Origin of the sequence: Chitinophaga sp. H8 (assembly GCF_040567655.1) — a bacterium.
GTDB lineage: Bacteria > Bacteroidota > Bacteroidia > Chitinophagales > Chitinophagaceae > Chitinophaga > Chitinophaga defluvii.
On the sequence record NZ_JBEXAC010000002.1, the window covers coordinates 2,799,814 to 2,823,584 of the forward strand.

The following is a 23,771-nucleotide window of genomic DNA, read 5'->3' on the forward strand; positions in this document are numbered from 1 at the left end:
ATTTCTAAAATACTGTTAATAAACAGGTTTTTCATACACACTTTAATCATAGTTTTTCAACTATCTATAACAGTGATTACTGCAAATGCGCAGGACTATAAAGACAATACTCCAAAAGTTGGAGACACGATCCAGAACCATTCTTTTAAGGAAGTAAGAAACTTTCCAAATAATGTGAAGTCTATTTCAGATTTTAGGGGTAAATGGCTCGTGATAGATTTTTGGTCAATGAATTGTTCTGGCTGTATTCAAGGTTTTCCAGTTATGGATAAATTGCAACAACAATTCAAAGGCCAGGTTCAGGTTATTATGGCTGCAAACGTTAATCCTATCAGAAAAGGTAGTTTGGCCAGTCATCTGAGATTATTTGAGTTACAGTCAAAGTCTCACAACTTAACAGTCGCTTTTGAATTTGATAGTCTATTCGCAAAGCAGATGAATATGAATAATCATTTGGTTCCGGTTATTTTCGTTATAGATCCATCCGGGGTGGTTAGGACGAAGGGATATAAAATGGATTCTCTCACCTTATCAAATATTATTAAGGGAGAAAAAGTCACGTATAAATTGTCAAGTGCTGATCATGTTGCAAAAGGATACAATTATAAGTTGCCATTAATGACCAACGGAATACAGGCAAATGGCGATTTAGATACAAATTTTGTTTTTAGGTCATTGTTGGCTATTTGGAATGAAAATACTAGTGAGGCCAATTGTCATGGTTTTGATGATTCTAAAAAGGCTTTATTTAAAGGTAGAGCTGAAGCCTTAGGTTTTGATCTTGGAGGGTTGCTCCGAATAGCGTACACTGGTAAGCCTAGTTGGGGACCCGGCGATTCTTTGTACGTGCAATTATCTCAGGATGTTATCAATGAGACAAACCGAAGGAATCTACTCGACGGAAAATATTTACAAATTGATACAGCAGGTATCGATTATAATAAAAAGAGGAAAATAATCGGTGTTAACATGTTCAGCTATAGTATTATCAATAAAAATCCTGGCACCACTAAAGCTCAATTAAGACAATCCATGCTTAAGGATGTGGAAGGATATTTCAATATTGAAACAAAAATTGAAAAACGTAAAGTCAAAGTCTGGAAACTGGTCATAATTGATAGCAATCTCTCGAAGAATCTTCGTTCTAAAGGGGGGCAATCCGAAATGTTACTGAAAGGTATTACCGATGGAGAAGGTTATAGACTAACAAATTATTCTATTGATCAAATTGTGATAAATTCTTTGTTACTCTTACCAATTAGGTCAATCGATCAATCAAATCATTACACGCCAATCATAATAAATGCTACAGGTATCAATTTCAATATCGATTTAAATTTGCATGCTAATATGTATGATCTGAATTCTGTACGAAAATCTCTAAATAATTTCGGGCTAGATCTTGTTCCAGCAGAAGATTTTATCAATGCAATAGTAGTTTCTGACAGAAAATAAAGATTTATAGATTAATGACAGATGGTTATCGATCCGTTACAGGAATCAAGATTCCATCTGTCTTTATGAACAACTGTCGTCTGCCAATATCCTTAACAAAAATTTCACATCCTCTTCCATAATTAGCACATCCTGATTCTATAACTGTATCTCTGATTGGACCAGTTTCATCAGGATTTACATAATAGTAGTATGTAAAATTATTAACTGGTAAAAATGCCGAAAAAGCTGCGGTAATTAGGAGTATTGGAATTAATGCTGTTGACAAATTCATAATTTAAACTTGTATTTTAAAGCCTGCGTTTATTAAGGTTTGACTGGATACATGTCCCCATAGCTATCCACTATAAATAGTTGGCGTTGAGCGCCAGCTAATTCCGGAATGCTTTTAATGCACCCCCTACCAATTTCATAACACGGATCAATAACTTCAATTGAATGTGTTGAACCAATTTCATTCGGATTTAGGTAAAACAAATACACGAACCCTCGATTTGCTGAAGAATAGGCAGAAAGGGCAGAGATGGAGAAAAGGATAAAGACAGACAAAAGACGTTTCATCACTTTTAATTTAATAAAACTTAAACAATCAATAGATATCGGAATAATACCATACTAGTGTAATTATATTTTTCATTATGATTTGGGTTTGGAAGATTAGAGGAAAGGCGACAGGGAGAAATAGGAGCCTTTTTTAAGGCTCCCATTCAACTCATGGTTTTACAGGTACCAAAACTCCGTCTTGTTCAATGAACAGCTGACGAAGCTGGTTGCCCAATGCTGGAATAGGTTTGATGCAACCTCTTTCTAAATTAGGACAAGCATCATTAATGGTTACTTGACCAGTTGTGCCGGTTTCACTAGCACTAACATAGTAAGTGTAAGTGAATGATCTTTGGCTAGAAGCATAAGCGCCAGCGATCGCAGCAACAAATAATGCGGCAGTCAGAAAGATTTTAGTCTTTTTCATGTTATTAGGATTTTATGAATGAATATAATGCCTACTCTGGAAAAAGGTTTTCGGCTTCCCCTTTTATGAAAGGATTTATAATTTAATCTCTAATTGGAATCAAAACTCCGTCTTGTTCAATAAACAACTGACGATATTGATTTCCAAGGGCTGGAATAGGATGTATACAACCTCTACCAAGATTTGAGCACGGACTTGATATAGTAATATCACCTGTGGGACCTGTTTCGTTTGCATTTATGTAATACACAAATGTAAAATCCCTTTGAATTGATGCGTATGCGCTGAGAGCGGAAATAGTCATTAATAGAATAGTCCATGTAATTTTAATCTTGCTCATGTTAATCTTTTTTAAATCATTAATGATTTTGATAAAAATGAAAGCTATCATGTACCTGTCTTGAGGTTTATATTTGAGTTATTACTTCTTGTATCGTTTTCAGTATTAGTTTCAATTATAATTCCCATAATTGACAGCACAGTCAATAATATGTTAAATACCATATGCTGTGGCCAGGTAAGCAATCGTATGATTCCACCACAGCTACAGGGGCGTTCTGTTGTCATTCCTAAAACATAACCTACATATCCAGTGAATAGAACCATTAAAGTAAGTGCCCCATATAATCCCCATTTCCGCGTTCTAGCGAATAATAACATTCCGGCAATTATAAGCTCGGATAAGGGAATTATTATGGATATCAAGCCAGCAAATGGCCCCAAGAGTGGTGATCTATGTAAGTCTTTAATGTATAATGGGTAATTAAACCATTTACTCAAACTGGTATAAACAAACAGAAGGAAAAAAACGTAACAAATGATGTCAATGAGAGTTGATCTTTTCACGTTAAGTCTTTTAGAATTAAAAATTGTACTATAAAAAACACGCCGAATACAAGCGATTAATTTATTAATAGTCGCTTTTTCACTTGGTGTTATAGACCTGCATTTAAATTGAGCGAAATGATACGATAAGGATTGCTTATGTATTAGTTCAATCTTACAAGAAGGGATCAGGCAATGACAACTTAAAGGAATTACCCTACACAGTATTTTAAAATACAGCTCTATTAGTACAGAGCATTCCCAACATAAAGGCTAAAATTCAGTTGAAGTAAAACCTTTAAATATGTCATTACAACCATTATGAAAAAAGCAAAAACGCAGTCACGCGGAAATAGAAATACTCATGATCATACCGGTCTGAGGGTATTGGTGTCTTAATTGGCTAAGAATAACTCCAGGGCTAAAGGTTACATTCAAATAAGGTAATCAACTAACTATCGTGGTGGCTGTTTCTGTAAGCAAATTACACCGCTTAATTCAAACCACAAACAAAATTCTCTTATCCAAAACCGAAATCTCTTATCCGAAACCGTAGACTTACTGCGATATTTTTTCACTTTGATATTGCGAAGGGGTAACCTTCTTGATCTTAAAAAAAGCCCTGGTGAAGTTTCCTTGTGCTTTATAACCACAGGCGAAGGCCACCTCTTTTATGGATAGTCCTTTGTGCAGTAATATAGCTGCTTCCTCCATACATAGCCGAAGCTGATAATTGTAAAGTGTTTCTTTGAATACACTTTTAAAGCCTTTTGTCAATAGGTTTTCAGTCAGTCCGGATCGTTGTACTAACTCCACAACTGGTGTGCGTTCCAGGGGGGAGCTGTCAATGAACCGTTTTACTTCATGGATGAGCCTTTCTTGTTTTTGGGTAAGGGTCATGGCGTTAAAATGTTTGAGGGTTCAAGAATAGCGTTACTTCTAACATTAATTGCCCGGTTAACTTCGTGGAACTCCAATAATAAAAATACGGTTTAATTTAATTCCACAAAATGTGGAGGGCGGAAAAAGCTAAAACGGACAAATTTTCAACCCCGGATGAAGTGGGCTAATCTGTGTTTTAATTCACTGATTTTTAGTATATTGAAGTGTAACCCAATATTAACCCTCAAAGTATTGTCAGAATGAATCCGCTTATTGCAGCCATTTCGAATTTTGGGAATCTATCAGAAGATCTTCTACTGGATATTGACAGCAGGTTAAAGTATGTAAGTTATAAAAAGAAAGACCTGATATTAAGAGAAGGAGAAATTTGCAATCATCTTTTCTTTGTCACCAAAGGTCTGCTCAGATCCTATTATTATCATCAGAAGCAGGAAGTCAATTCCATGTTTATGGAGGAAGGTGATTTTGTGATCTCTGTGTTGTCTTATTATAAAAGGGTGCCCAGCTATGAATTTATTGAGGCTATTGAAGAGGTGGAACTGTGCGGCTTCCATTACGATGACTTAAATTATCTGTATAAAACCTACCAGGAGTTTAATACCATTGGAAGGCAACTTACCGAATCTTATTTTTGCCTCGCTGAAGAACGACTTAAAGCACTGCGGTTCAATGATGCGATGGGGAAGTATGAATTTTTAATGAATAAGAAAACCAACCTAATCAATCGGGTACCGTTAAAAGACCTGGCTACCTATCTGTCTATTACTCCCGAAACACTCTCACGTATGCGGTCTTCCTTCCGCTGATTTCTTGATCTGTATCAAGGCAATTCTCCAATAGTTTACCCAACTTTGAAAGTGCGGGGTCACCAGTTTATGTGCCTGCCGCAAAGCCATATGGATGAGCATTAGAATAAATAATCAAAACAAAACCTAATGCCCACATGTATTATTGTCTTGTTGACAATTTTAAAATTATATCGTAAAGAAAACCTATTTCCGTTAACCTAAATATAGTAACCATTAAAGACAGCGCCTTCACTCCATAATAAGTCTACTTAACGTCCGGTCAACAAGGTTTCACGCTTACAGCGAAGGCAGAGTCTATGTGCATTATCATTCTATTGGATAATAATTAATAACTCTTTATTACCTAACCCTAACATGAAAATGAAAATGAAAAAGAATTATGTGCTGCAACCGTTAGAATCGTTACTTCATGCCATCGCAAATGACCCGCAGCTAGAGCGTACAGAGGATCAAACTGCCCATTTGATCCAAACTATTTCAGAGGAAAAAGGAAAGGTCTATGGTTATCTTAAAACAAAGATCTTTAACCTTACCCATGAGGACCGCACGCGCCTGATGGTACAGAAATATCACCATGCGCTTATCCTGCTGATCAATCAGGCTTTTAACCTGCAAAAGGACATTCAAAAGCCCCATATCAGCAGCACGGAGATCCTGGAATATTTGCTGATCACCCTGGAAGAAATACAGCAGTTTTTAGAGCTGAGTTATCCTGCATTTCTTGATCCAGAGAAGCGTGTGGGCCTGCCTGAAATGGTTCTGTTGAAAAAGGAAATCGAAGAAAAGCTGCCTTTACTGCCTGATATACTGATTGCCGGAAAGAATAATGAAAATGCAATCAATATAGTGCTACTGGCATTCCATGCCTTTATAGATAGGGTGGACAACCAGGAAGCCATTACCATTAAAGAATATGATTACCATAAACTTTTCCTGAACGATCTGATCACCAGGGGAAGTGAGCCGATGATTTTGCAGGACTGCCCGACTTTACACGAATTGCTGTTTTTTTGGAACTTCAATAGTGAGGATTCCCTGAAATATTTCCGTACCGGTCTGGAGGAACTGGCCAAAGCAAAGGAAACACACACGGATAAGCTAGAGTTTATGCGTTTGCAGTTTAAACGGTTATTGCATATCCCAGTTATGAATAAGCAGATCTACGACAAGAATTTCCCATCCATGAAATCCTATTTCACTGGTTGGTTGAAAAACGAGATTGATTATCTGGAACAGAAGAAGGACGGGGTAGATACGCTGGTTGATGGCTTTAGCGGCAGCCGGTCCGGCGAAAAGCCGATTAAGGTAATGGTGGACCTATCAGCAGATCAGATCGGGCTAATTCTCAGGGCAGCAGATGAATCCAGAATTATTGTATCACGGAGCCTTAGCCTGGTGTATAAGTCTATTGTTCCGCATTTGTCCACCCCGCGAAAAGACGACCCGTCGTGGGAAAATATGCGAAGCCGTTCTTATAATCCTGAGCGGCGTGAGGTGGTTCTGGCGGTTGATGCACTGGAAAAATTAATTGGGATCATTAAGCATTATTAACTGACTGGTTGAAATATGAAATGCAAATGAGCAGTCCTTTTGGGGCTGCTTTTTTTTTGTGCTGCATCTATTTTAAATGAAAAAACAAGCACCAGAAAATAAATATAAAACGGCCTTTGTGGCACTCTGGTGGCCGTTTTATACAAAGGAACAACTTTGGTTTGTCCGTAAGTTGTGCTTGATGAGAATTTAAAGATGGGGTTCTTTTGTATCGTAATTGAAAGCAAACGAAAACGAATTTGACATTTAAAACCCCAAATTATGATTGAGCTACCATATTCATTTAAAGACATTTTACTTACCGTAGCGGTGCTACTGGTGATCTACTACGGTTATGTGATCCTTAGATATTACAGAGAAGAACTGAGCGCTTTTTTCAAAGGCAAGGCGCCCAGTCATGCGGATGATCAGGAGGAGGAAGTAGAGGTGATTGATCCTTTTGAACGCTACTATAAGCCAGTTACGGAGCAGCCAATTGAGAATGAAAATTATATCCTCGCTGAAGAACTGATTCTGCGCATTAAAGAAGCGATCCTGGATGCCGGTGATCAGCAGACAGAAGAGGCAGAAGTACTCAGCACACTTCAGTTGTTGGTGCAGGAATATCCCACCCTTAAAGATGAGATCCTGCGTGCAGGAATTTCAGAGATGATTATTTCAGAAATGAAGATACATGGTTTCATTGGTCCCAGCCGAAGTGAGGTAGATGGATTGTGGAAGGTAGCGCTGGGCTAATGGACCATTTGCCGGCGATCCCCCGTCTGGCCATTGCGGGGGAGCAAAGGCAATCAAAAAGATGTAACCCCAAAAAACTGATCCGCTACCACCTCCCTGCTGTGAAAGCGAAATGTGAGAGTGATAAAGAGTGCTGGTATGCCGATCATCTTTCCCCTTGCTGCCCGTCCGGGCAGCAAGAATGGGAAAGACATAAAAAGAAATAGCGTAGCTACTGAGATGAAGTAGTGATTTGAACAGTGAAAATAGACACAACAATACAGGCCGCCGCTGCCGGTGCATTTTGGTGATTGGTGATGGTGCGTGAGCAATGGTATGCGGTGGCCTTATTGTTATAATCCTTTGCCCGGATGGTCATTGGATAAGTAATGGATTAACCTTTAAAAGTGAGAATAGATGATGTGCAGAATGAAAATTAAGGGGGTTTCCCGACAACAATTAACAGCAGTGACTTTATGTACTATGCTGGTTTTACAACAGCTTGCAGTGCAGGCGCAGAGCGGAAAAGCAGGGATTGACAAAGCCACTTCTGAGATCGGTGGATATTTCGGCGCCGGTGAAAAATTAATGTACGCCGTGGGTGCGGTCATTGGACTTATTGGCGCTGTAAAGGTGTATCAGAAATGGTCAGGCGGTGATCAGGATACCAGCAAAGTCGCCGCCGCGTGGTTCGGAGCTTGTATTTTCCTGGTAGTGGTAGCTGCAATATTACGTAGTTTTTTCGGTGTGCAATGAGAGAGAAAATTAAAGAAAGCCTACTTGGCTTTTTACAGGAAAATTATCCTGAGATCATTTTGCTTTTTGCACAGCGGGGCACACTATCACAGTACCTGGATGACCGGTTAGACCTGGTGGAACCACTCGTTGATGAACTGTTGGAGCAAGGCGATTCTGAGCAGCATATTACTCAGCTTTGCATAGAACAACTGACCTCCTCTTTTGGGCCATCCAAATACAATTATTTAAAAGGAGTGCTTGACGATGAATTTCCCCAGGAATACCAGCAGTTTGAACAGGTCGGTGTTTTAAGATCAGAACTGACCAATATGATCGTGGCCTGCAACAACGCCTTTGATGCGTTCGAGTTTTCAGAAACCACTTTGGACGATCATTTTATGAGGCATATGGTTATTGCTGAAATACATGATTACCTGATTTCCCGGTCACAAAATTAATGGTTATGGGATACAGTGTTGAATATTTTGATAAAGTCTTGCTGGGTTCCCATCTCTATGGGATTAACGCGGCGGGGAATGTGCTGGAAGACCTGGAGCAGCGTGGAAATTTTCTGGAGTATGCCCAAATGGAAAATGCTAAGGGCCAGTTGAAATTTATGTACAATAGCGAGCGAAGATGTATTGAAAAAAGTAGTGAGCGAGCGGGGCAAAAAAAAGAACATGTGCATGATATTGTTCTGCCTTTTGAAGTGGCTCATCTGCAACATGAACAAAGTTTAAAGGTGTATGACAACATCAATAGACTTAGCCGTTACCACGGTTACGGATTTCAGAAGCTTGGAGAAGATTACGTGGAGCGTGATATTGGTATCAGACCTAGGATTGAACTGCCTGAGTGGACCTATTATTTGCATGTGCAGAAAAACGCTCTTGGTTCGGTATTGAACACTTCCACCGTCAGTTTAGAAAATCTGGTCGAAAAACATGACCAAAAAGGTTCCTGGCTTGAAGGGGTGTATGACAAAGATCAAAGATCGTTCTTAGCGGTGGATCTCCAAAAGGCGCCAGTGGGCAGCTATTTTATCCAGTTCCCTTCACTCCGTGCAATGGACCCTTATGGTGTGGCTGAGATGGAAGGTAAAAGACCATACCACTATTTAACCCTGTATCCCATAGTCAAAAATATAGTCCCCTTACATATGGAGGTCAAAATGTCCAATAGTGCAAGTTTAAAGCGGATGGCTGGCAATGTTAAAGATGATCTGCCATTTAATACCAGCAAAAGAAAAGCCCCTAAGCTATAATCGAAAGTGATCATTATAAGTTCAATAAAGAAGCAAGGTTTAAAAAAATGGAAAACAGCGTATACATTATTAATAAGGGTATCAATCGAAGTATTGAGTTCAAGGGTGCGCCCATAAGGTTGTAAAGCAAATGTACCTATGGCAAGGTACCAGGCGAGTGTTCGAAAGCCTGTCAACAATCGGCTTATCTGAAAGGGAAACTGGACAGGGAGTGTAGCATGCCGATGAACTTACAAGTCAATCAGCTATCAGGATTGCGGCTGAGTAAGGAGTTGAAATACAGATATGAGGATAAAATCCATACTGATTGAAAGATAACCAGAGCGGGTCGTCTCGAGCCTGTGACGTAAGATAGCTAAACTCGTCACATTGTAACACTTTCCCTTCGGCCTTTGAGGAGGGATTGCAGAACAGGTTACAACGCAACTACGGTAAGTAGTAAATGGTGGAAGTCTTATCCGACAATCTGTTAAGCCACGGTTGCTTTACAGCTAAATGGGGATTACCTAACCCGGGATGCCGCTGGCGCGGCTATGAGGAGTGCCTCTGAAAACCCGATATGGTAACGGAGCTTTCGTAGTAGTCCGAGCAAGGGAAAGCCTTGTACATGGCGAAGGGAAGCAGTGAGTGTTTTTAATATTATTAACGGAAAATGTGAGAGACATTATGAGAAATCCAGAAGTTGTATTAAACAATCTAACGAAGCAAAGCATGAAGCCTAACTACAGGTTTGAAAAGCTTTATCGTGTTCTTTTCAATGAGGAAATGTTTTATGTCGCCTACCAGCAGTTGTATGCTAAGGAAGGTAACATGACACCAGGGACAGATGGTCAAACAATTGACGAAATGAGCCTGAAACGCATTGATAAATTAATCGGTAGCCTCAGAGATGAAACCTACCAGCCCCAACCGGCAAGAAGGGTGTATATACCAAAAAAGGACGGCAAAAATCGGCCTTTAGGTATACCATCATTTAATGACAAATTAGTTCAACAGACAGTGAAGATGATTTTGGAATCTATTTATGAAGCAAGTTTTGAGCCTACATCGCATGGGTTCCGGCCGCATCGTAGCTGTCACACTGCACTGATTAATGTCAACAGGAACTACTCAGGTGTTAAGTGGTTTGTCGAAGGCGATATCAAGGGATTTTTTGACAACATCAGTCATGAGGTGTTGATCGGAATACTAAGAGAACGCATTGATGACGACCGTTTTATCCGCCTGATTAGAAAATTCCTGAATGCCGGATACGTTGAAGATTGGGTATTTCACAAAACGTACAGTGGTACACCGCAAGGCGGTATTATCAGTCCGATTATGGCAAACATATATCTGGACAAGCTGGACAAGTTTATACGTGAATATGCAGCAAAATTTGACAAGGGAGCAAGAAGAACGGATAATCCTGACTATTTCAGACTAAGTAGGAAGATTGCTAAGCTAAACTACAAACTTGAACAAGTTGAAGAATCTCAACGGACGTTGAGGAGAGAAAAAGTGAAGGAGATCCTTAAAGAACGTGCATTGTTATCCGCTGGTGATTCAATGGATGAATCGTTCCGTAGGTTGAAGTACATCAGGTACGCAGACGACTTCTTAATTGGAGTGATTGGAAGCAAAGAAGATTGTCAGTTTATTAAACAGGACATCAGCAACTTTCTTAAGGAGAAGCTGAACCTTGAACTGTCAAACGAAAAGACACTGATCACCCATGCAAGTGAGCGTGCTAAATTCCTGGGATATGAAATCTATGTGCGAAAATCCACAACAGACACCAAAAGGAATGTACTCGGAAATCTCAGTCGTTGCTATAATGGAAGGGTTGTGTTATGCCTGCCTACAGATACGATGAGGAAAAAACTAAACGACTATGAGGTGTTACGGTTTACCAAACACAACAACGTTGAAAAGTGGAAACCACAAAGTAGAATAAAGCTGGTCAATAATGACGATCTGGAAATATTGGAAACGTATAACGCTGAAATCAGGGGTTTCTACAACTACTTCTCAATTGCCTTCAATGCCGCTGCTGTTCACGACTTCAGCCACATTATGCAGTACAGTATGTACAAGACTTTTGCAAAGAAGTATAAATCCTCTGTACGGCAAATTATTGCGAGATACCGGGTAAACAAGGACTTCGCAGTGCGTTTTGTGAACAAAAAGGGTGAACAGAAGACCAGAGTATTCTATAACAACGGATTCAAGAAAAAACGTGTAGCGTTTGCGAATTTAAGTGATGTGATGCCAAGTAGCATTTTTAACACATCCGGCACAAGTCTGATTGACAGATTGAAAGCCCAAAAGTGTGAATTATGTGGCAATACGGAAACTTTAGAAATGCACCATGTGCGCAGGCTGAAAGACCTTCAAGGTAAAGAACCCTGGAAAATACACATGATTGCAAGACGGAGGAAGACAATGGCAGTTTGTAAGCCATGTCATACTAAAATTCACAATGGAGGTTAGATTGATGACATTCATGGAGAGCCGTATACGTGGGAACATGTACGTACGGTTCGGGGGAGGATTCTTAGAAACCTGCCATAGTAATATGGTAAGGCGCTGGGTTTCTATCCTACGATTAAAGAGCCAGTACATCTGGTACCTGGGCGCCGGCGTGATGGGACTGTTGATTGTGTTTGCCATTCTGTATCTGATCGGAATCAATACTTATGTCACCATGTTTATTGTTCTGGCGCTTGGGGCCTTGATGGTCATGAAAATATATGCAATGAGTAATAAGTATGGTGAATTTGGCCTGATGAAGGAACTGGCAAAACGGGGCATACCCAAACTGGTGAGGTGTAACAGCAGGAAGGTATTCAGGGAGCTGGGGGTAAGTCAAAAAGGTAAACCTTAATCTTTCTGCTATGAGTGTTGAAAATTATTTCCAGCTTAATCTTGAAACTGGAAAACTGAATATTCATACCCCTAAAGAGTATTACCAATCCTTGCGGGCGCCGATGAAACAACTTTTTTCTCGCTACTGCTACAGGGATAGAACGTTAAGGTGTTGGGTTTCTAAAGAGATGGCAGACAAGTGCTATTTTCTAAAGCAAAACTTATTGAGGCTTGGTTTTTTAGAACAGGGGCCGGTAGGGAGAAAGCCCACTTATGAAGAGAAGGTGAGCAAAGATCAAAATCATTTGGTCAAATGTAAAGATCCGGTTTATGTGGAAGGTAAAATTAAAACCATTCAAAAGCATATCCTGGCTTGTGAGCGAAGGCTCAATGGGAAATTCTTTTTCGGGTTTCCACCGGAGCCGGTAACCCAGGAGCAGCGAACGTTGTATCAGTCAAAGCTGGAGGAGGAAAAAGAGAAACTGGACTATTATCAAAAATGTATGAAGGCGATTCATCCAGACTGGAAGCCCAGAGAGAAAACTTTAAGGGTGAGAAGTAAAGGGAAAAAACTTTAAAGCATAAACTAGTTAACAGGCGCAAAACCAAATCAGGCGAGAAAAGTAAAAAGATAGTGAAGGAGGAATGTGGGCAATGGAAAATTATTATCAAAATAATCTGGAAACAGGTAAACTGAATATCTATACCAGCAAGGAGTATTACACAGGGCTGGATAGTTGCGTTCAGAAAGTATTCAGGGATTATTGTCTTTTTAGCAGGCATCAGGATTGTTGGATTTCTAAAGGAAAATTCCAAAACTGTGGATATCTGACTGATAAGTTGAATGAACTCGGTTTTATTGAAAAGCCGGCAGTCGGAGAAAAGATTTCATTTGAAGAGCAGGTCCAACGGCAAATGGAAAGTGCAAAGCACAGGGCAGAGCGGGCGGAGAAAAGGGCGGAAAAAGCGGAAAAGAATTCAGACCATCTGTCCGGTAGCACCAATATTGAAAAAATGGTACAGGAATCGAAGAAGGCGACTTACTATTCCCGTAAAGCACAAACAGCAAAGGCTACCGCTAAAGGCGAGCAGTATAAGGACGAACGTTTTCTGCTTCGCAGAATTAAAGAATCAGAATCCATCATCCGTGTATGTGAACGCAAAAAATCAGGTCGGTATAATCCAGGGTCACCTATTGAACCCATTAGTGATGAGATGAAGGCTGTATATGATAAGAATATCGCGGAACAGAGGGATAAACTGGATTTTTATTTTAAGTGTATGAAGGCCATAGATCCTAACTGGACGCCTGAACAAAAGGCATCAAGAAAAAAAGGAAAAGGGCTGTGATAGTCTGCCCAGATAAAAATTAAGGAAGCCCGGAATACCAGCATTTGCAGAATGAGTTAACCCAAACCTCTGCACACATATGCACCTGTAGAACCTATCGTGTTTTTTGGATTTATCAAATTAACAATGGAAAAAGATATTGCAAAGATTACCGTAATACCCCCAAAGAGTTTGGACACTTTCGCGGCTGCGAGGTACGACGGAAAAACCATAAGCGGGGCACACCCGCAAGTGGTTCGTTCTACCGGTCATGCGTTACCAGAGGGCAAGAGTGGGGAATTACAGCCTGAAACAAAAATCCTTTCGGTGTATAAAATGGAGCGTACATTTTTTCATGTCGATATTGATAACCGGAGATTTATCAAAGTTGGGGTACCAGATCATACCATTTCATTTGATCATATGGTTTATAAAGGTTCTCACTATGAAATGCCTTTTGATCTGTTTCTGGAAAAGCCCCCTAAACCTGGCGATTTAAACCATGAAGATGTGGTGATCACAAAGATTCCTCAACTGGTGACCATTGCTTTACAGGAGATGTCAGAGAAGTACCAGGTGCCGGCTTATGAACTGAAAAACCTGAGTGATTTTGATCTTATGGTTGATTTGAAGGCCCTGGCTGCCAGAGAAAAAGACTTGCTTCCGGTGTTTGAGATTTTTGGGAAAAACTACAATGTGGACCTGGAAGATTATAGCTTCAAAAGGGGCGATCATAAAATACCGTTGAACGGATTCAAGCCCGTTTCAGACCCTTATGGTGACCGTTACGCTTACATTGATAGTGGTACGCATCAATTGGTTAAAATTGATATAACTACAATTAAAGAAATGCCCCCTGAGCGGGTAGTTAAAATTGTGATCCCGTCAAACGATCGCCTTGATGCTTATTACGTAGGGAAAAACAGGGAGCCTGACCTAAAAACCTACCTGCTGTCCAATCCGATATTAACCGGACAGAAAGCAAGGGTCATACCCCTTAGTCAGACTAATATTCCTGCGATCGTTAAATCTAATGTTAACAATGAATTGCGCCAACAGTTTGAGCAGACCCAAAGATTGAATGCGAGAAAAATGAGGCGTGGAATCAATACCTGATCTTTCTGATTTTTTACAAAAAAAATCAGAAAGATCAGAAGAGTACTGTAGCAGATTGTATTCTGCAATTGATCATTATTTAACTGCTAACACCGAAATGATGAAAAGAACACTTCCAGAATATGATATCAAAGGGACAACTTTTATCGTGGATGTAGTGAAAATGGAACTCCGCGAAAAAGAGAACCTATCAAACGTACTTTCCTTTGGAGCGATGTATGATTATAGAACTTACTATATCCTGGATTATGATCCAGTGATAAAAAATTCCAGGCCCAAAGACTATAGCCCTCCAAGTAAGGAACGGCAAAAAGGTTTTTTGCTTGTTCCTCAAATGTGTGAACTAGATCCGGTTGGTGTCGCTGAAATGTACGGTTTGAGCATCGAGCAGGTGAAAGGGAAATGTGATTATGAATTATGGTTGGGTGTTCACGGAGAAAGGCAGCGTATCGAGATGAACTGGTATCCCATGCTGGATATTGATGGGGTTGCACATGATGTACATCTGGAAATAGGCCGAATCCATCTACAGGGAGATAGGTGGGATTTAGGGATTTCGCTGCTCCACGTGCCCGAAGAACAGTTGCGCTACACCTTTTATTACAACGTGAAGACCTTGCAGCAATATTTTCCTAAGCCCAATATAAAAGTTCTACCTAAAGATGTTTACCAGATCACCATTCCCGGCCCTGCGCGGTTGGACCCCGTGTGGTTGGCAAGGAAGCATAGGGTTTCACCGGAAACTTATTTAAAGCGCTATCCCCTGGTGATGTACCGTAAGGCTGAACTGATCCCTTTAGAGAAAACCGAACTCGCCACACTGGTGAAAAATAATCTGGAGAAAAAGAACCCTAAGCAGCACAAAAGAAAGCCCTAATTCCAACACTGCAAAGTTATAGTAAATGAAAAATCCATTGACCCTAAAACAAAAATTATGCAAAGCGAACTTAGCGCAATCCGTATGAAGGACGACTCTATTTTTTTTGTTGATTTTTTAAAGCGGCAGCTAAGAGATGATCTGGATGAACGTAACGTGATCCCCTTAACCTTTGAAATGTATAATGGAAGCCACTATGAATTTCAATATGATCCCGTGCTGCGTAAGGCGTTGCCTGCAAATGCGCGATTGGGTAAACGGGCGAACAATTATCTGGTAAAAGTGGAAAGCCTCACGGAGATGTGTCCTATTGATATGGCCTGGCTGTATGGTGTGTATGTTCAGGACATTGAAGGAAAGAACGACCGGCAGTTTTTTGAAGGCTTACCAGAACTCAGAAAAAAGCAGGCAGAACAAGGTAAGCCGCAACTGCGTTCACAGGTACTTGAAGATAGACTACGGGGCATATTACCGGTAATTAAAATCGGGGTGGATAAATTTAAAGTGAACATAAAGGCGCATATGTTGGACTGCATTACTAAACCCGATGCAGATATCTATTTCGGTCAGCTTAATCTTCAACAAGACCATCAGGAATGCTTTTATGGTTATTGGAATTTAAGCGAAAGAAGATTCGAGAGATATCAGACGATCAGTAATACCAACGAGGTGGCGTTGCTGGTGATTCCCAGAGAAGAAGATCTCGATCCGGTTGGAGTTGCCAGGGAACGCGGATTTGCAGATACTGATCTTTTATGGTGCCATCCCCTCCAGATGCAGATGGAGGCTAAACTGGAACCCTTGTCTGAAAACGCAAAAGAGTTGCTCCAGGGACTACTTAAAGAAGCTGCTGAACAGGATAAGAAAGTGAAGACGGCGCATAGGAAGGGCTTGCGATTGAATTAATAGAGTAATGGAAAATTAAGTTAACCCTAAGTTTATGAACAACGGTGAGAAAGAAATGATGGTTATTCATGGTGATCTGTTTGAATTTAATTCTAGCAGAACAGAACTCATGGAAGTGGGCCATCCGGAAAATGTACAGGCCATCGGAAGCATCAAAAAAGGAGAAGAAACGGTTTCATTTTGGTATGACAGGATGGCGAAATCCTTACTACCGATGGATTCGATCAGCTACGCTGAGGCTTTGAGCAATGAGTTTTATAAGGTGGACTTTCCGGCGCTCCTGTTGCAAAGGGGGGCAGAACTTCCTCAGAACCTCTTGTTTGTTTATAATGAAAAATCCAGGATGAGTGACAGTGGCTTTCAATATGTGACTGATGAATTGCGGGATCGGTTTAAGGGCGTGTACGCGGAGATGAGAATAGACGGATTGATCTATGATCTGGATTTAGGGAAAATGGAAATCCGGCAGAAGGATGACCCTGAAAAGAAATTCACCTTTGGCCCGGAGGCGATGTACCAGGCAACAGAGAAATTTTATAACACGCAGACCAAGCAACCGGTTTATCTGACCTCCAGGATCGCTGAATTTCCAGAGCATGTGGTTTGTTTCAGCTTTCCACCATTTAAAAACCTTGACCCTATTGGTTATTGCCTGGCCAGCGGCTATCCACCGTCATGGCTGGTTTGTAAATTTCAATGGAATCCAATACACCTAAATATGAGATGGAAGGCACTGGGACAGACCCGTATCCCTGAACTGATAAGGCGTAATCAGATTGAACAGGAACTCCAGGGGCGCGGGAGCAATAAGGAAAATATTTCGAGGCAAAACAAAGCATTTAAGAAATTTAAACGGGGATTGTAAACCATAAAACAGATGCGTAAGATCAACGGCAAAGCACCATTTTCCAAATTGGAAAGGGGTTATCCCCATCAGGTTGTTTTCTTCGGCAATACCCCGTTTGAAATTCATGACCGGAAAAAGAAGTTCGTAGAATTTGGTCGTCGTGAGAATATCATAGATCAACGGCAACTCAGGCGCCGTGGGGACAAATATGTATTTGTGTTTGACCGCAAACAGGGAAGATTGGTCGAAGATCCTGTTGAGGTAAAGGAAGGGTATGAGCAAATTACCGTGCCTTTTTTTATCGCGCAGCTAAAGGCACAGATTTCCGATCTGTGGGAACTGAATCGCACGAACCAGGTATTTAAAGAACTGGGCTACGGGGTTCATCTGGCAGATGCTTACCTCATAGAATGTTACCAGGGAAGGCCGGTGGAATATGATTTGGAAGGGACGATTTTCAGGTTAGATGTGAAACGCGGCTGCTTGATCCAAAAGGACAATGAGCAAAATGTCATAGACTTATTAGAAATGCCCTGTGCGCCGATCAGCGGTTATGAGCTGATGTATGATCCTGGGAATAAAAATATAGATACAGGCGACCCTGTGGCTAATACCTCAAAACTCATATTCTTTGATCAAATGGTAAACTGTGACCCTTTGGGCATGGCAAAAAAATATGACATCAGCATCTCGCGGCTACCAGATCTGGACATGTATTTAAACTCACCGGAAACGGTCAGTTATTGTCAGAAGTTTAACGGTGATCTGAAGGAGATCAAAAGTTTGGAAAAGCCAAATTCAAAAAGGTCGCAAATGAGGCGATAACTAACAACGGCAATTGTGCCACTAAGTGAAAATGATAAGTGATGGAAGATAAGTGGATGAATGAAATGATGCCCATAATGGGCGTGGAACACGACCTGATCGTGTCCAAACAGGGAGATGTGACCCTGGTATACAAAGCCGAACTACCTGAACTCTTTACTTTGAGTAATGAGGACTATGAAGCCTTTCATCAGAACTGGGTGAAAGCAATTAAGGTACTTCCTAAGTTTTCGGTATTCCATAAACAGGATTGGTTTCTGGATAAAAAATTTGATCCGGAATTTGAAGGCAAAAACGATCATGAACCCAGTAGCTTTTTAAATCATTCCAGTAACAGGTTTTTTAATGAGCGTCCGTTTCTGGACCATACCTGTTACCTGTACCTGACTAAAAAGCCCCAGGGTCGCAAGTTAAGCAGTTCTGTGTTTTCAAACCTACTGCGCCCGTCCATTGTGCCTGATCAGACGGTAAAAGCCGGAGCCTTGCAGGATTTTCTGGATTGCTGCGGACAGTTTAAAAGGATTCTGGAAGACAGTGGTTTTGTGAAGATAAACAGGGTTGGCGGAGATGATCTGGTGAGTCACAGCAGAAAGATGGGACTGATTGAGCGGTATTGTTCTCTGGCAGAGAACGAAAATGATCTTTTGGTCAAGGACATCAGGTTTGATGATGGTATCCAGGTTGGAGATCAACATGTACAGATTTATACCCTGGGGGATGCCATTGATCTTCCTGCGTTGTGTGGTTCACGGATCAATTATGACCGCTATAGTAGTGATCGTACAAAATTCAGTGTTGGTTTTGCCTCTACACTGGGTCAACTGCTGGCCTGCTCCCATATTTATAACCAGTTCATATTTATAGAGGATGCAGCTAAAACCATCCAAAAGCTGGAAACAAAAAGGCTTCGTTTACAATCCTTGTCCGCTTACTCGCGCGAAAATCTGATCTCACGCGATTCTACGAATGATTTTTTAAATGAGGCGATTTCAGAAGGTCGTCTGCCGGTTCGTGCGCACTTCAACATCATGGTGTGGACTTCGAATAAGGAAGAGTTGAAAGACCTCAAAAACCTGGTCAGTTCTGCCCTTGCACAAATGGATGCGGTGGCGAAACTGGAAACAGCGGGTGCCCCGCAGATCTTTTGGGCGGGCATTCCGGGAAACGGCGCAGGTTTTCCATCGAACGATTGTTTTGATACATTTTTAGAACAAAGCACCTGCTTTCTGAACCTGGAAACCAGCTACCGCAATTCGGTCAGTCCCTTCGGCATTCGTTTGGGCGACCGATTGACCGGACGGCCTGTACATGTAGACCTGAGTGATGAGCCTATGAAAAGGGGTTGGATCACTTCGCGTAACCGTTTTATCCTCGGGCCTTCCGGGGGTGACCGGGTCATTTTTAATTAAATGGCCCGGTCACCCTTGAACATTGGATCAGGAAAAAGTTTTTTCACCAATCACCTGTGCAGGAGTTATTACGAGCAGGGAACACATATTGTGCTCGTGGACGTGGGGCATTCCTACAGGGGACTTTGCGATATGGTGAATGGTTATTATTTCAGTTATTCAGAGCAAAATCCGATTAAGTTCAACCCATTCTTTATTGGGGAGGGAGATTACCTGGATACGGAAACCAAAGAATCGATTAAAACCCTTTTGGTAGCGCTTTGGAAGTCGGATACGGAGGACTATAAACGTTCGGAATATGTGGCGCTGAGTAATGCGATCACCGGTTATTATGAAAATCTGGATGTCCATGCAGAAATATTCCCTTCTTTCAACACCTTCTATGAGTATGTGAGAGATGATTTTGCACCGCTATTAGAATCGCAAAAAGTCAAAGAGAAGGACTTTGATATCAACAACTTCCTTTACGTGTTACGGCCATACTATGCCGGTGGGGAGTATGATTTTTTACTCAATGCAACGGAGAATTTAAACTTGTTGCAGGAAAGGCTGGTGATTTTTGAAATTGATGCGATCAAGGATCATCCCATTTTGTTTCCGGTTTGCACGATTATTTGTATGCAGGTGTTCATCAACAAGATGCGCAAACTTAAAGGGATCAGAAAAATGATTTTGATCGAAGAGGCATGGAAAGCGCTGATGAAGGAAGGTTTCGCAGAATACATTAAGTACTTGTTTAAGACTGTCAGAAAGTTTTTTGGGGAGGCCATTGTGGTGACGCAGGAAGTGGAAGATATCATCTCTTCACCGATTGTCAAACAGGCGATCATTAACAATAGCGACTGTAAGATCCTGCTTGACCAAAGTAAATATCAAAACAAATTTGATCAGATACAGGATCTGCTGGGGCTAACGGAGAAAGAAAAAGCCCTGGTGTTATCGGTGAATAAGGCCAACGACCCGACCAAAAAATACAAAGAGGTATTTATCTCTTTAGGCGGGGTGATGTCCAAAGTATATCGTACAGAAGTGAGTCCGGAGGAGTACTTGAGTTATACAACCGAACAAACGGAAAAAGTAAAAGTTCAGGAATATGCTGAACGGTTTGGCAGCATCCAGCGAGGCATTGAAATCCTTGCCCGCGAACAGATGGACAATTAGCAAAGCAGAAAGCAGTTAACCCAGACAATGAATCCATGTGTGAAACCAGATCCATTTAAACCTACCCGGCTTGTCAAGCAACAGCAGGTGCCCGCCCGGCAGGGCACTGCCGATGTTCAATTAAAAGAAATCGCTGAACGGCTTGCTGCTCACGGATATACCGGATTTGAGACGAATTGTGGTTTGCCGCTGGACGGCCAGGACCAAAGGCTGGCCTTGAAATACTTCAGTGATCTTGGGCGCGATCGGTCTTGTGATGCAGGTAAATTCCCCCTGGAGGTTAGCCGGAAGAATTATGATATCAAAGGCACATCCTATCATGAAGTGGCTGTCCTGTTGCTTGATTATTCACACCACCAGGGGGTATCTGTAAGCCAGGTCAGCCTGATCAGAATGTATGACTCGCTGGACTATGCTGCGGTGCATGTGGCTCTTAATTCGGGTGAGCTGGTCCCTTTTGACTGGGTGAAGGTAAAGTTGTCCCAGACGGATGATTTGCGGCGTAAAAAGGGAGAACAGGTCATGGAAAAATGCTTTGAAATAAACACGAACCCCGCCCTTAAGAAAAGAAATGGGATGGGCAGGTAACTAATTGGTATCCGTGCAGACGGCGCCTGGAACATGCGCTGGGAATGGGAAGGAGAAGAGGAAGAAGATGGAAAACGATGCAGAAGAATTTTTGAGGGGTGTGAATGATTTTGCCGCAAGCCTGGTAAAAAAAGGATACATCCGGTTTTTTATGACCAATGGCGCTTATCCGGACCGACTTGCAGGAAGCCTGAAGCAATATCTTTTTGCATCGATGATGGGTGAGGAACCTGGAGTGGCTAAGGGGCTTTCCCTTAGAACTTACCTCAGCTGGGAAGGGGATCAAAAGGAATCGGTAGAGGTCTATTTTAAAGTTGGCCTTGAGGGTCAATATAAACTCCTGGTGAAAAGTATGGAGATCCTTAAAATTGACCAATTCCGGTCTGTGTTGGACCGGGTGATGATCGTGCCAATAACCGAAAAAGATATTCCGACCTGCCGTCAGGCATTAAGGTTAATTGATCCCATAAGAGCGGTAAAACCCCGACATAAAATTAGAGTATGATATCAGCAGTGAATTGCTGAAGTGAGGAAATATATATTGAAAAAGGAGGTGAATGTGAAAAAGATAATTGTGATGATGATGCTCCTTGTGGGACTAATTACTATGCCCACTCAAAAAGCACACGCGATCTGGTGGGTGGTGGTCAAAGCAGCGGTAAAAAAAGCAATCCTTGCTGCCGACCTTGCGATCCAGCGCCAGCAAAATAAGGTGATATGGTTGCAGAACGCGCAGAAAACCATTGAGAATGCCATGTCAAAGCTCAAATTGGAGGAAATTTCGGACTGGACAGAAAAGCAGCGGAGTTTGTATAAAAACTACTTCGAAGAATTAAACAAGGTAAAGACCATTATTACCTATTACAAACGCATCAAAGAGATTGGTGAAAAACAGCTTCAATTGGTGAACGAATATAAAAGGGCATGGAGCCTGATTCGTGATGATAAACATTTCAGGCCGGAGGAAATCAGTTATATCGCCCGCGTCTATCAGGGTATACTGGAGGAAACAGTCAATAATGTAGAGCAGCTGACGATGGTGGTCAATTCATTTTCGACCACCATGAGCGATGCAAAAAGGCTGGCTATTATCGGCGCAGCAGGTGACCAGGTGGATCAGAATTACGCTGATTTGAAACGGTTTAATTCGGAGAATTATCTTCTTTCTTTATCCCGTTCAAAAAATGAAATAGAGGCCCGGCAGCTAAGGGTTTTGTATGGCATTCAACAGTAGAGTGATCTAGGCCAGCTATAATTCAATGCCAAAGGAACATACATCAATCTGAAAATTATTACAGGATATGAAAATGGAGTTGAAAAATGTCAAGTATAATGCTGCGCTGACGCGCAAGTGTTATGCCTTTGAGGCAAGGCTTTATCTGGATGACAAATATGTAGCGGATGTAAGCAATAATGGCCTGAATGTGCAGTGTAAGATCAAGGCGAAAAGTGACCAGGATCTGCAAAGCATTAAAAAGGCAGAAACAGAATGTGCTGCAATGACGCCTGCGCGGCAGGCAGAACCTGACTTTAAAGGCTTTTATAATCTGGCAATTTATACCAGTATGCTCATGGTTGGGCATATGAACAAACTTGATATTCAGCGGGCGCAAAGAAAGGTTGATAAAAAAATGGTCAACAGTATCGTATGGGGCAATCTGGAAGAAAGGTTCTGGAATGTCCCGTTTGAAAAGCCCGTGACTGAAATGTTGAACAATGCTGCTGACCGGGAGCTGCTAGTGTATGCGATTAAGACCTACGCAATGGACGATCTGGCTGATGGCGCTAAAATGCTCAATACCAATCTTCCGGAAGACATCTATAAAATGGCCGGGCTTAGTCCAGGACAATACCTGCCTGCGCAAGAACAAAATGAAAAGCCGGAGGAAAAAATTAAAGTCAGAAGGAGTAAAGGACATGGGCTTTAAATTGATATTACAGTAGATAAACTTTAAATCGGATAAATCAAAGTCATGAAAATTGAATTGAAAAGCATTGATTATAATAAATCCCTGAGCGAATCGGCATATGCTTTTGCTGCGAAAATTTACATAGATGGAAAATATATCGCTGATGTAAGTAACCGTGGGAGGGATATGGTCAATACGATTGAACCAATAAAACCTGAATCGGTTGCAGTCTTAAAACAGGCGGAGAAATTTTGTGCCAGTCATTATGGGCAAAGACAACCTGCAGAGCAAGATCTTACCGCCTACCTGTACCTGGAACAATACGTAGATGCCTTAATGCTGGAGCATTTAAACCGAAAGAATGACCAGAAGATGGACAAGGAGATTAAAATAAGGATGCTCAATGGTTTGGTGTATGGTAATAAAGAGGGGACTTGCGAAATTATAAGGTTTAAATATTCGATGCAAGAGATCCTTGCTTCTTCTAATGGACCAGAAGTCCTGCTACAAAAGTTAAGGGAAGAGGTATTGCCGGAATTAAAAAAGGGGGACAAATTGTTAAATACCAATGTTCCTGAAGCGCTGATCCTTCAGGCTGGATTTAAGCCTGACCAATATGTGAAACCGGGCTTCACGGAATCACCCCAAAATAACATTAAGCCTACGGTTGCAGTCAGAAAAAAGCCGTGGCGCCTTTAAGAAAATGAGCTGCAAGAGTTACCCTGAA

Annotated in this window: 26 protein-coding genes and 1 pseudogene; 22 read left to right on the forward strand and 5 right to left on the reverse strand. The window is 41.4% G+C overall.

All coding sequences use genetic code 11. The features are described from left to right. The first annotated feature begins 72 nt into the window (after positions 1 to 72). A complete protein-coding gene (locus ABR189_RS25150; RefSeq protein WP_354663249.1) occupies positions 73 to 1,455 on the forward strand; it encodes a peroxiredoxin family protein in 1,383 nt (460 codons plus the stop codon). Between the two features lie 25 nt (positions 1,456 to 1,480). Here the strand turns inward: ABR189_RS25150 and ABR189_RS25155 are convergent, their stop codons facing one another. The 5 genes from ABR189_RS25155 to ABR189_RS25175 form a co-directional block, all read right to left on the reverse strand. Then, positions 1,481 to 1,723, reverse strand: a complete 243-nt coding sequence (locus tag ABR189_RS25155) for a hypothetical protein (RefSeq protein ID WP_354663250.1) — start codon at positions 1,721 to 1,723, stop codon at positions 1,481 to 1,483. Between the two features lie 444 nt (positions 1,724 to 2,167). Further along, complete coding sequence (locus ABR189_RS25160) at positions 2,168 to 2,425, reverse strand: hypothetical protein (protein ID WP_354663251.1); 258 nt, start codon at positions 2,423 to 2,425, stop codon at positions 2,168 to 2,170. 82 nt (positions 2,426 to 2,507) lie between these two features. Beyond that, positions 2,508 to 2,765 (reverse strand): hypothetical protein, encoded by a 258-nt coding sequence (locus ABR189_RS25165; protein WP_354663252.1) that lies wholly within the window; start codon positions 2,763 to 2,765, stop codon positions 2,508 to 2,510. A 47-nt stretch (positions 2,766 to 2,812) separates the two neighbouring features. Beyond that, positions 2,813 to 3,271 carry a MauE/DoxX family redox-associated membrane protein gene (locus ABR189_RS25170; protein ID WP_354663253.1) on the reverse strand — a complete coding sequence of 153 codons (459 nt, stop codon included), beginning with the start codon at positions 3,269 to 3,271 and terminating at the stop codon, positions 2,813 to 2,815. Positions 3,272 to 3,808: 537 nt separating this feature from the next. After that, positions 3,809 to 4,150 (reverse strand): helix-turn-helix domain-containing protein, encoded by a 342-nt coding sequence (locus ABR189_RS25175; RefSeq protein WP_354663254.1) that lies wholly within the window; start codon positions 4,148 to 4,150, stop codon positions 3,809 to 3,811. 242 nt (positions 4,151 to 4,392) lie between these two features. Here ABR189_RS25175 and ABR189_RS25180 point away from each other — a divergent pair, with 242 nt between their 5' ends. The 21 genes and pseudogenes from ABR189_RS25180 (at position 4,393) to ABR189_RS25280 (ending at position 23,743) form a co-directional block, all read left to right on the forward strand. Next, positions 4,393 to 4,959, forward strand: a complete 567-nt coding sequence (locus ABR189_RS25180; RefSeq protein WP_354663255.1) for a Crp/Fnr family transcriptional regulator — start codon at positions 4,393 to 4,395, stop codon at positions 4,957 to 4,959. Positions 4,960 to 5,328: 369 nt separating this feature from the next. After that, entirely contained in the window at positions 5,329 to 6,513 is a 1,185-nt protein-coding gene (locus ABR189_RS25185; RefSeq protein WP_354663256.1) for a hypothetical protein, read from the forward strand. A gap of 261 nt (positions 6,514 to 6,774) precedes the next feature. After that, positions 6,775 to 7,248 carry a hypothetical protein gene (locus tag ABR189_RS25190; protein WP_354663257.1) on the forward strand — a complete coding sequence of 158 codons (474 nt, stop codon included), beginning with the start codon at positions 6,775 to 6,777 and terminating at the stop codon, positions 7,246 to 7,248. Positions 7,249 to 7,644: 396 nt separating this feature from the next. Then, positions 7,645 to 7,983, forward strand: coding sequence for a DUF4134 domain-containing protein (locus ABR189_RS25195; protein WP_435575337.1), 339 nt, complete (start codon positions 7,645 to 7,647; stop codon positions 7,981 to 7,983). Further along, complete coding sequence (locus ABR189_RS25200) at positions 7,980 to 8,423, forward strand: hypothetical protein (RefSeq protein WP_354663258.1); 444 nt, start codon at positions 7,980 to 7,982, stop codon at positions 8,421 to 8,423. The genes ABR189_RS25195 and ABR189_RS25200 overlap by 4 nt, the downstream gene beginning before the upstream one ends. 5 nt (positions 8,424 to 8,428) lie before the next feature. Continuing rightward, entirely contained in the window at positions 8,429 to 9,229 is an 801-nt protein-coding gene (locus ABR189_RS25205; RefSeq protein ID WP_354663259.1) for a hypothetical protein, read from the forward strand. A gap of 666 nt (positions 9,230 to 9,895) precedes the next feature. Then, positions 9,896 to 11,701 carry a group II intron reverse transcriptase/maturase gene (ltrA, locus tag ABR189_RS25210; protein ID WP_354663260.1) on the forward strand — a complete coding sequence of 602 codons (1,806 nt, stop codon included), beginning with the start codon at positions 9,896 to 9,898 and terminating at the stop codon, positions 11,699 to 11,701. Then, positions 11,691 to 12,095, forward strand: coding sequence for a DUF4133 domain-containing protein (locus ABR189_RS25215; protein ID WP_354663261.1), 405 nt, complete (start codon positions 11,691 to 11,693; stop codon positions 12,093 to 12,095). The genes ltrA and ABR189_RS25215 overlap by 11 nt, the downstream gene beginning before the upstream one ends. A 10-nt stretch (positions 12,096 to 12,105) precedes the next feature. After that, positions 12,106 to 12,654: a hypothetical protein gene (locus ABR189_RS25220; RefSeq protein WP_354663262.1), complete on the forward strand. Its 549-nt coding sequence runs from the start codon at positions 12,106 to 12,108 to the stop codon at positions 12,652 to 12,654. Positions 12,655 to 12,721: 67 nt separating this feature from the next. Then, positions 12,722 to 13,426, forward strand: a complete 705-nt coding sequence (locus ABR189_RS25225; protein ID WP_354663263.1) for a hypothetical protein — start codon at positions 12,722 to 12,724, stop codon at positions 13,424 to 13,426. Positions 13,427 to 13,552: 126 nt separating this feature from the next. Then, positions 13,553 to 14,521, forward strand: a complete 969-nt coding sequence (locus ABR189_RS25230; RefSeq protein ID WP_354663264.1) for a hypothetical protein — start codon at positions 13,553 to 13,555, stop codon at positions 14,519 to 14,521. Further along, positions 14,505 to 15,398, forward strand: a complete 894-nt coding sequence (locus tag ABR189_RS25235) for a hypothetical protein (protein ID WP_354663265.1) — start codon at positions 14,505 to 14,507, stop codon at positions 15,396 to 15,398. Before ABR189_RS25230 ends, ABR189_RS25235 begins: the two co-directional genes overlap by 17 nt. A 57-nt stretch (positions 15,399 to 15,455) precedes the next feature. Continuing rightward, positions 15,456 to 16,304 carry a hypothetical protein gene (locus tag ABR189_RS25240; RefSeq protein WP_354663266.1) on the forward strand — a complete coding sequence of 283 codons (849 nt, stop codon included), beginning with the start codon at positions 15,456 to 15,458 and terminating at the stop codon, positions 16,302 to 16,304. 34 nt (positions 16,305 to 16,338) lie between these two features. Further along, entirely contained in the window at positions 16,339 to 17,169 is an 831-nt protein-coding gene (locus ABR189_RS25245; protein ID WP_354663267.1) for a hypothetical protein, read from the forward strand. A gap of 12 nt (positions 17,170 to 17,181) precedes the next feature. Further along, complete coding sequence (locus ABR189_RS25250; protein WP_354663268.1) at positions 17,182 to 17,976, forward strand: hypothetical protein; 795 nt, start codon at positions 17,182 to 17,184, stop codon at positions 17,974 to 17,976. Positions 17,977 to 18,041: 65 nt separating this feature from the next. Further along, positions 18,042 to 20,546, forward strand: a pseudogene (locus ABR189_RS25255) (TraG family conjugative transposon ATPase). Positions 20,547 to 20,573: 27 nt separating this feature from the next. Further along, positions 20,574 to 21,134: a hypothetical protein gene (locus ABR189_RS25260; protein WP_354663269.1), complete on the forward strand. Its 561-nt coding sequence runs from the start codon at positions 20,574 to 20,576 to the stop codon at positions 21,132 to 21,134. Positions 21,135 to 21,147: 13 nt separating this feature from the next. Then, positions 21,148 to 21,639: a hypothetical protein gene (locus tag ABR189_RS25265; protein ID WP_354663270.1), complete on the forward strand. Its 492-nt coding sequence runs from the start codon at positions 21,148 to 21,150 to the stop codon at positions 21,637 to 21,639. Between the two features lie 54 nt (positions 21,640 to 21,693). Beyond that, positions 21,694 to 22,368 carry a conjugal transfer protein TraI gene (locus ABR189_RS25270; protein ID WP_354663271.1) on the forward strand — a complete coding sequence of 225 codons (675 nt, stop codon included), beginning with the start codon at positions 21,694 to 21,696 and terminating at the stop codon, positions 22,366 to 22,368. Between the two features lie 67 nt (positions 22,369 to 22,435). After that, on the forward strand, positions 22,436 to 23,062 hold the full coding sequence (locus tag ABR189_RS25275) for a hypothetical protein (RefSeq protein WP_354663272.1): 627 nt from the start codon (positions 22,436 to 22,438) through the stop codon (positions 23,060 to 23,062). A gap of 45 nt (positions 23,063 to 23,107) precedes the next feature. Further along, positions 23,108 to 23,743 (forward strand): hypothetical protein, encoded by a 636-nt coding sequence (locus ABR189_RS25280; protein ID WP_354663273.1) that lies wholly within the window; start codon positions 23,108 to 23,110, stop codon positions 23,741 to 23,743. Positions 23,744 to 23,771: the final 28 nt, after the last annotated feature.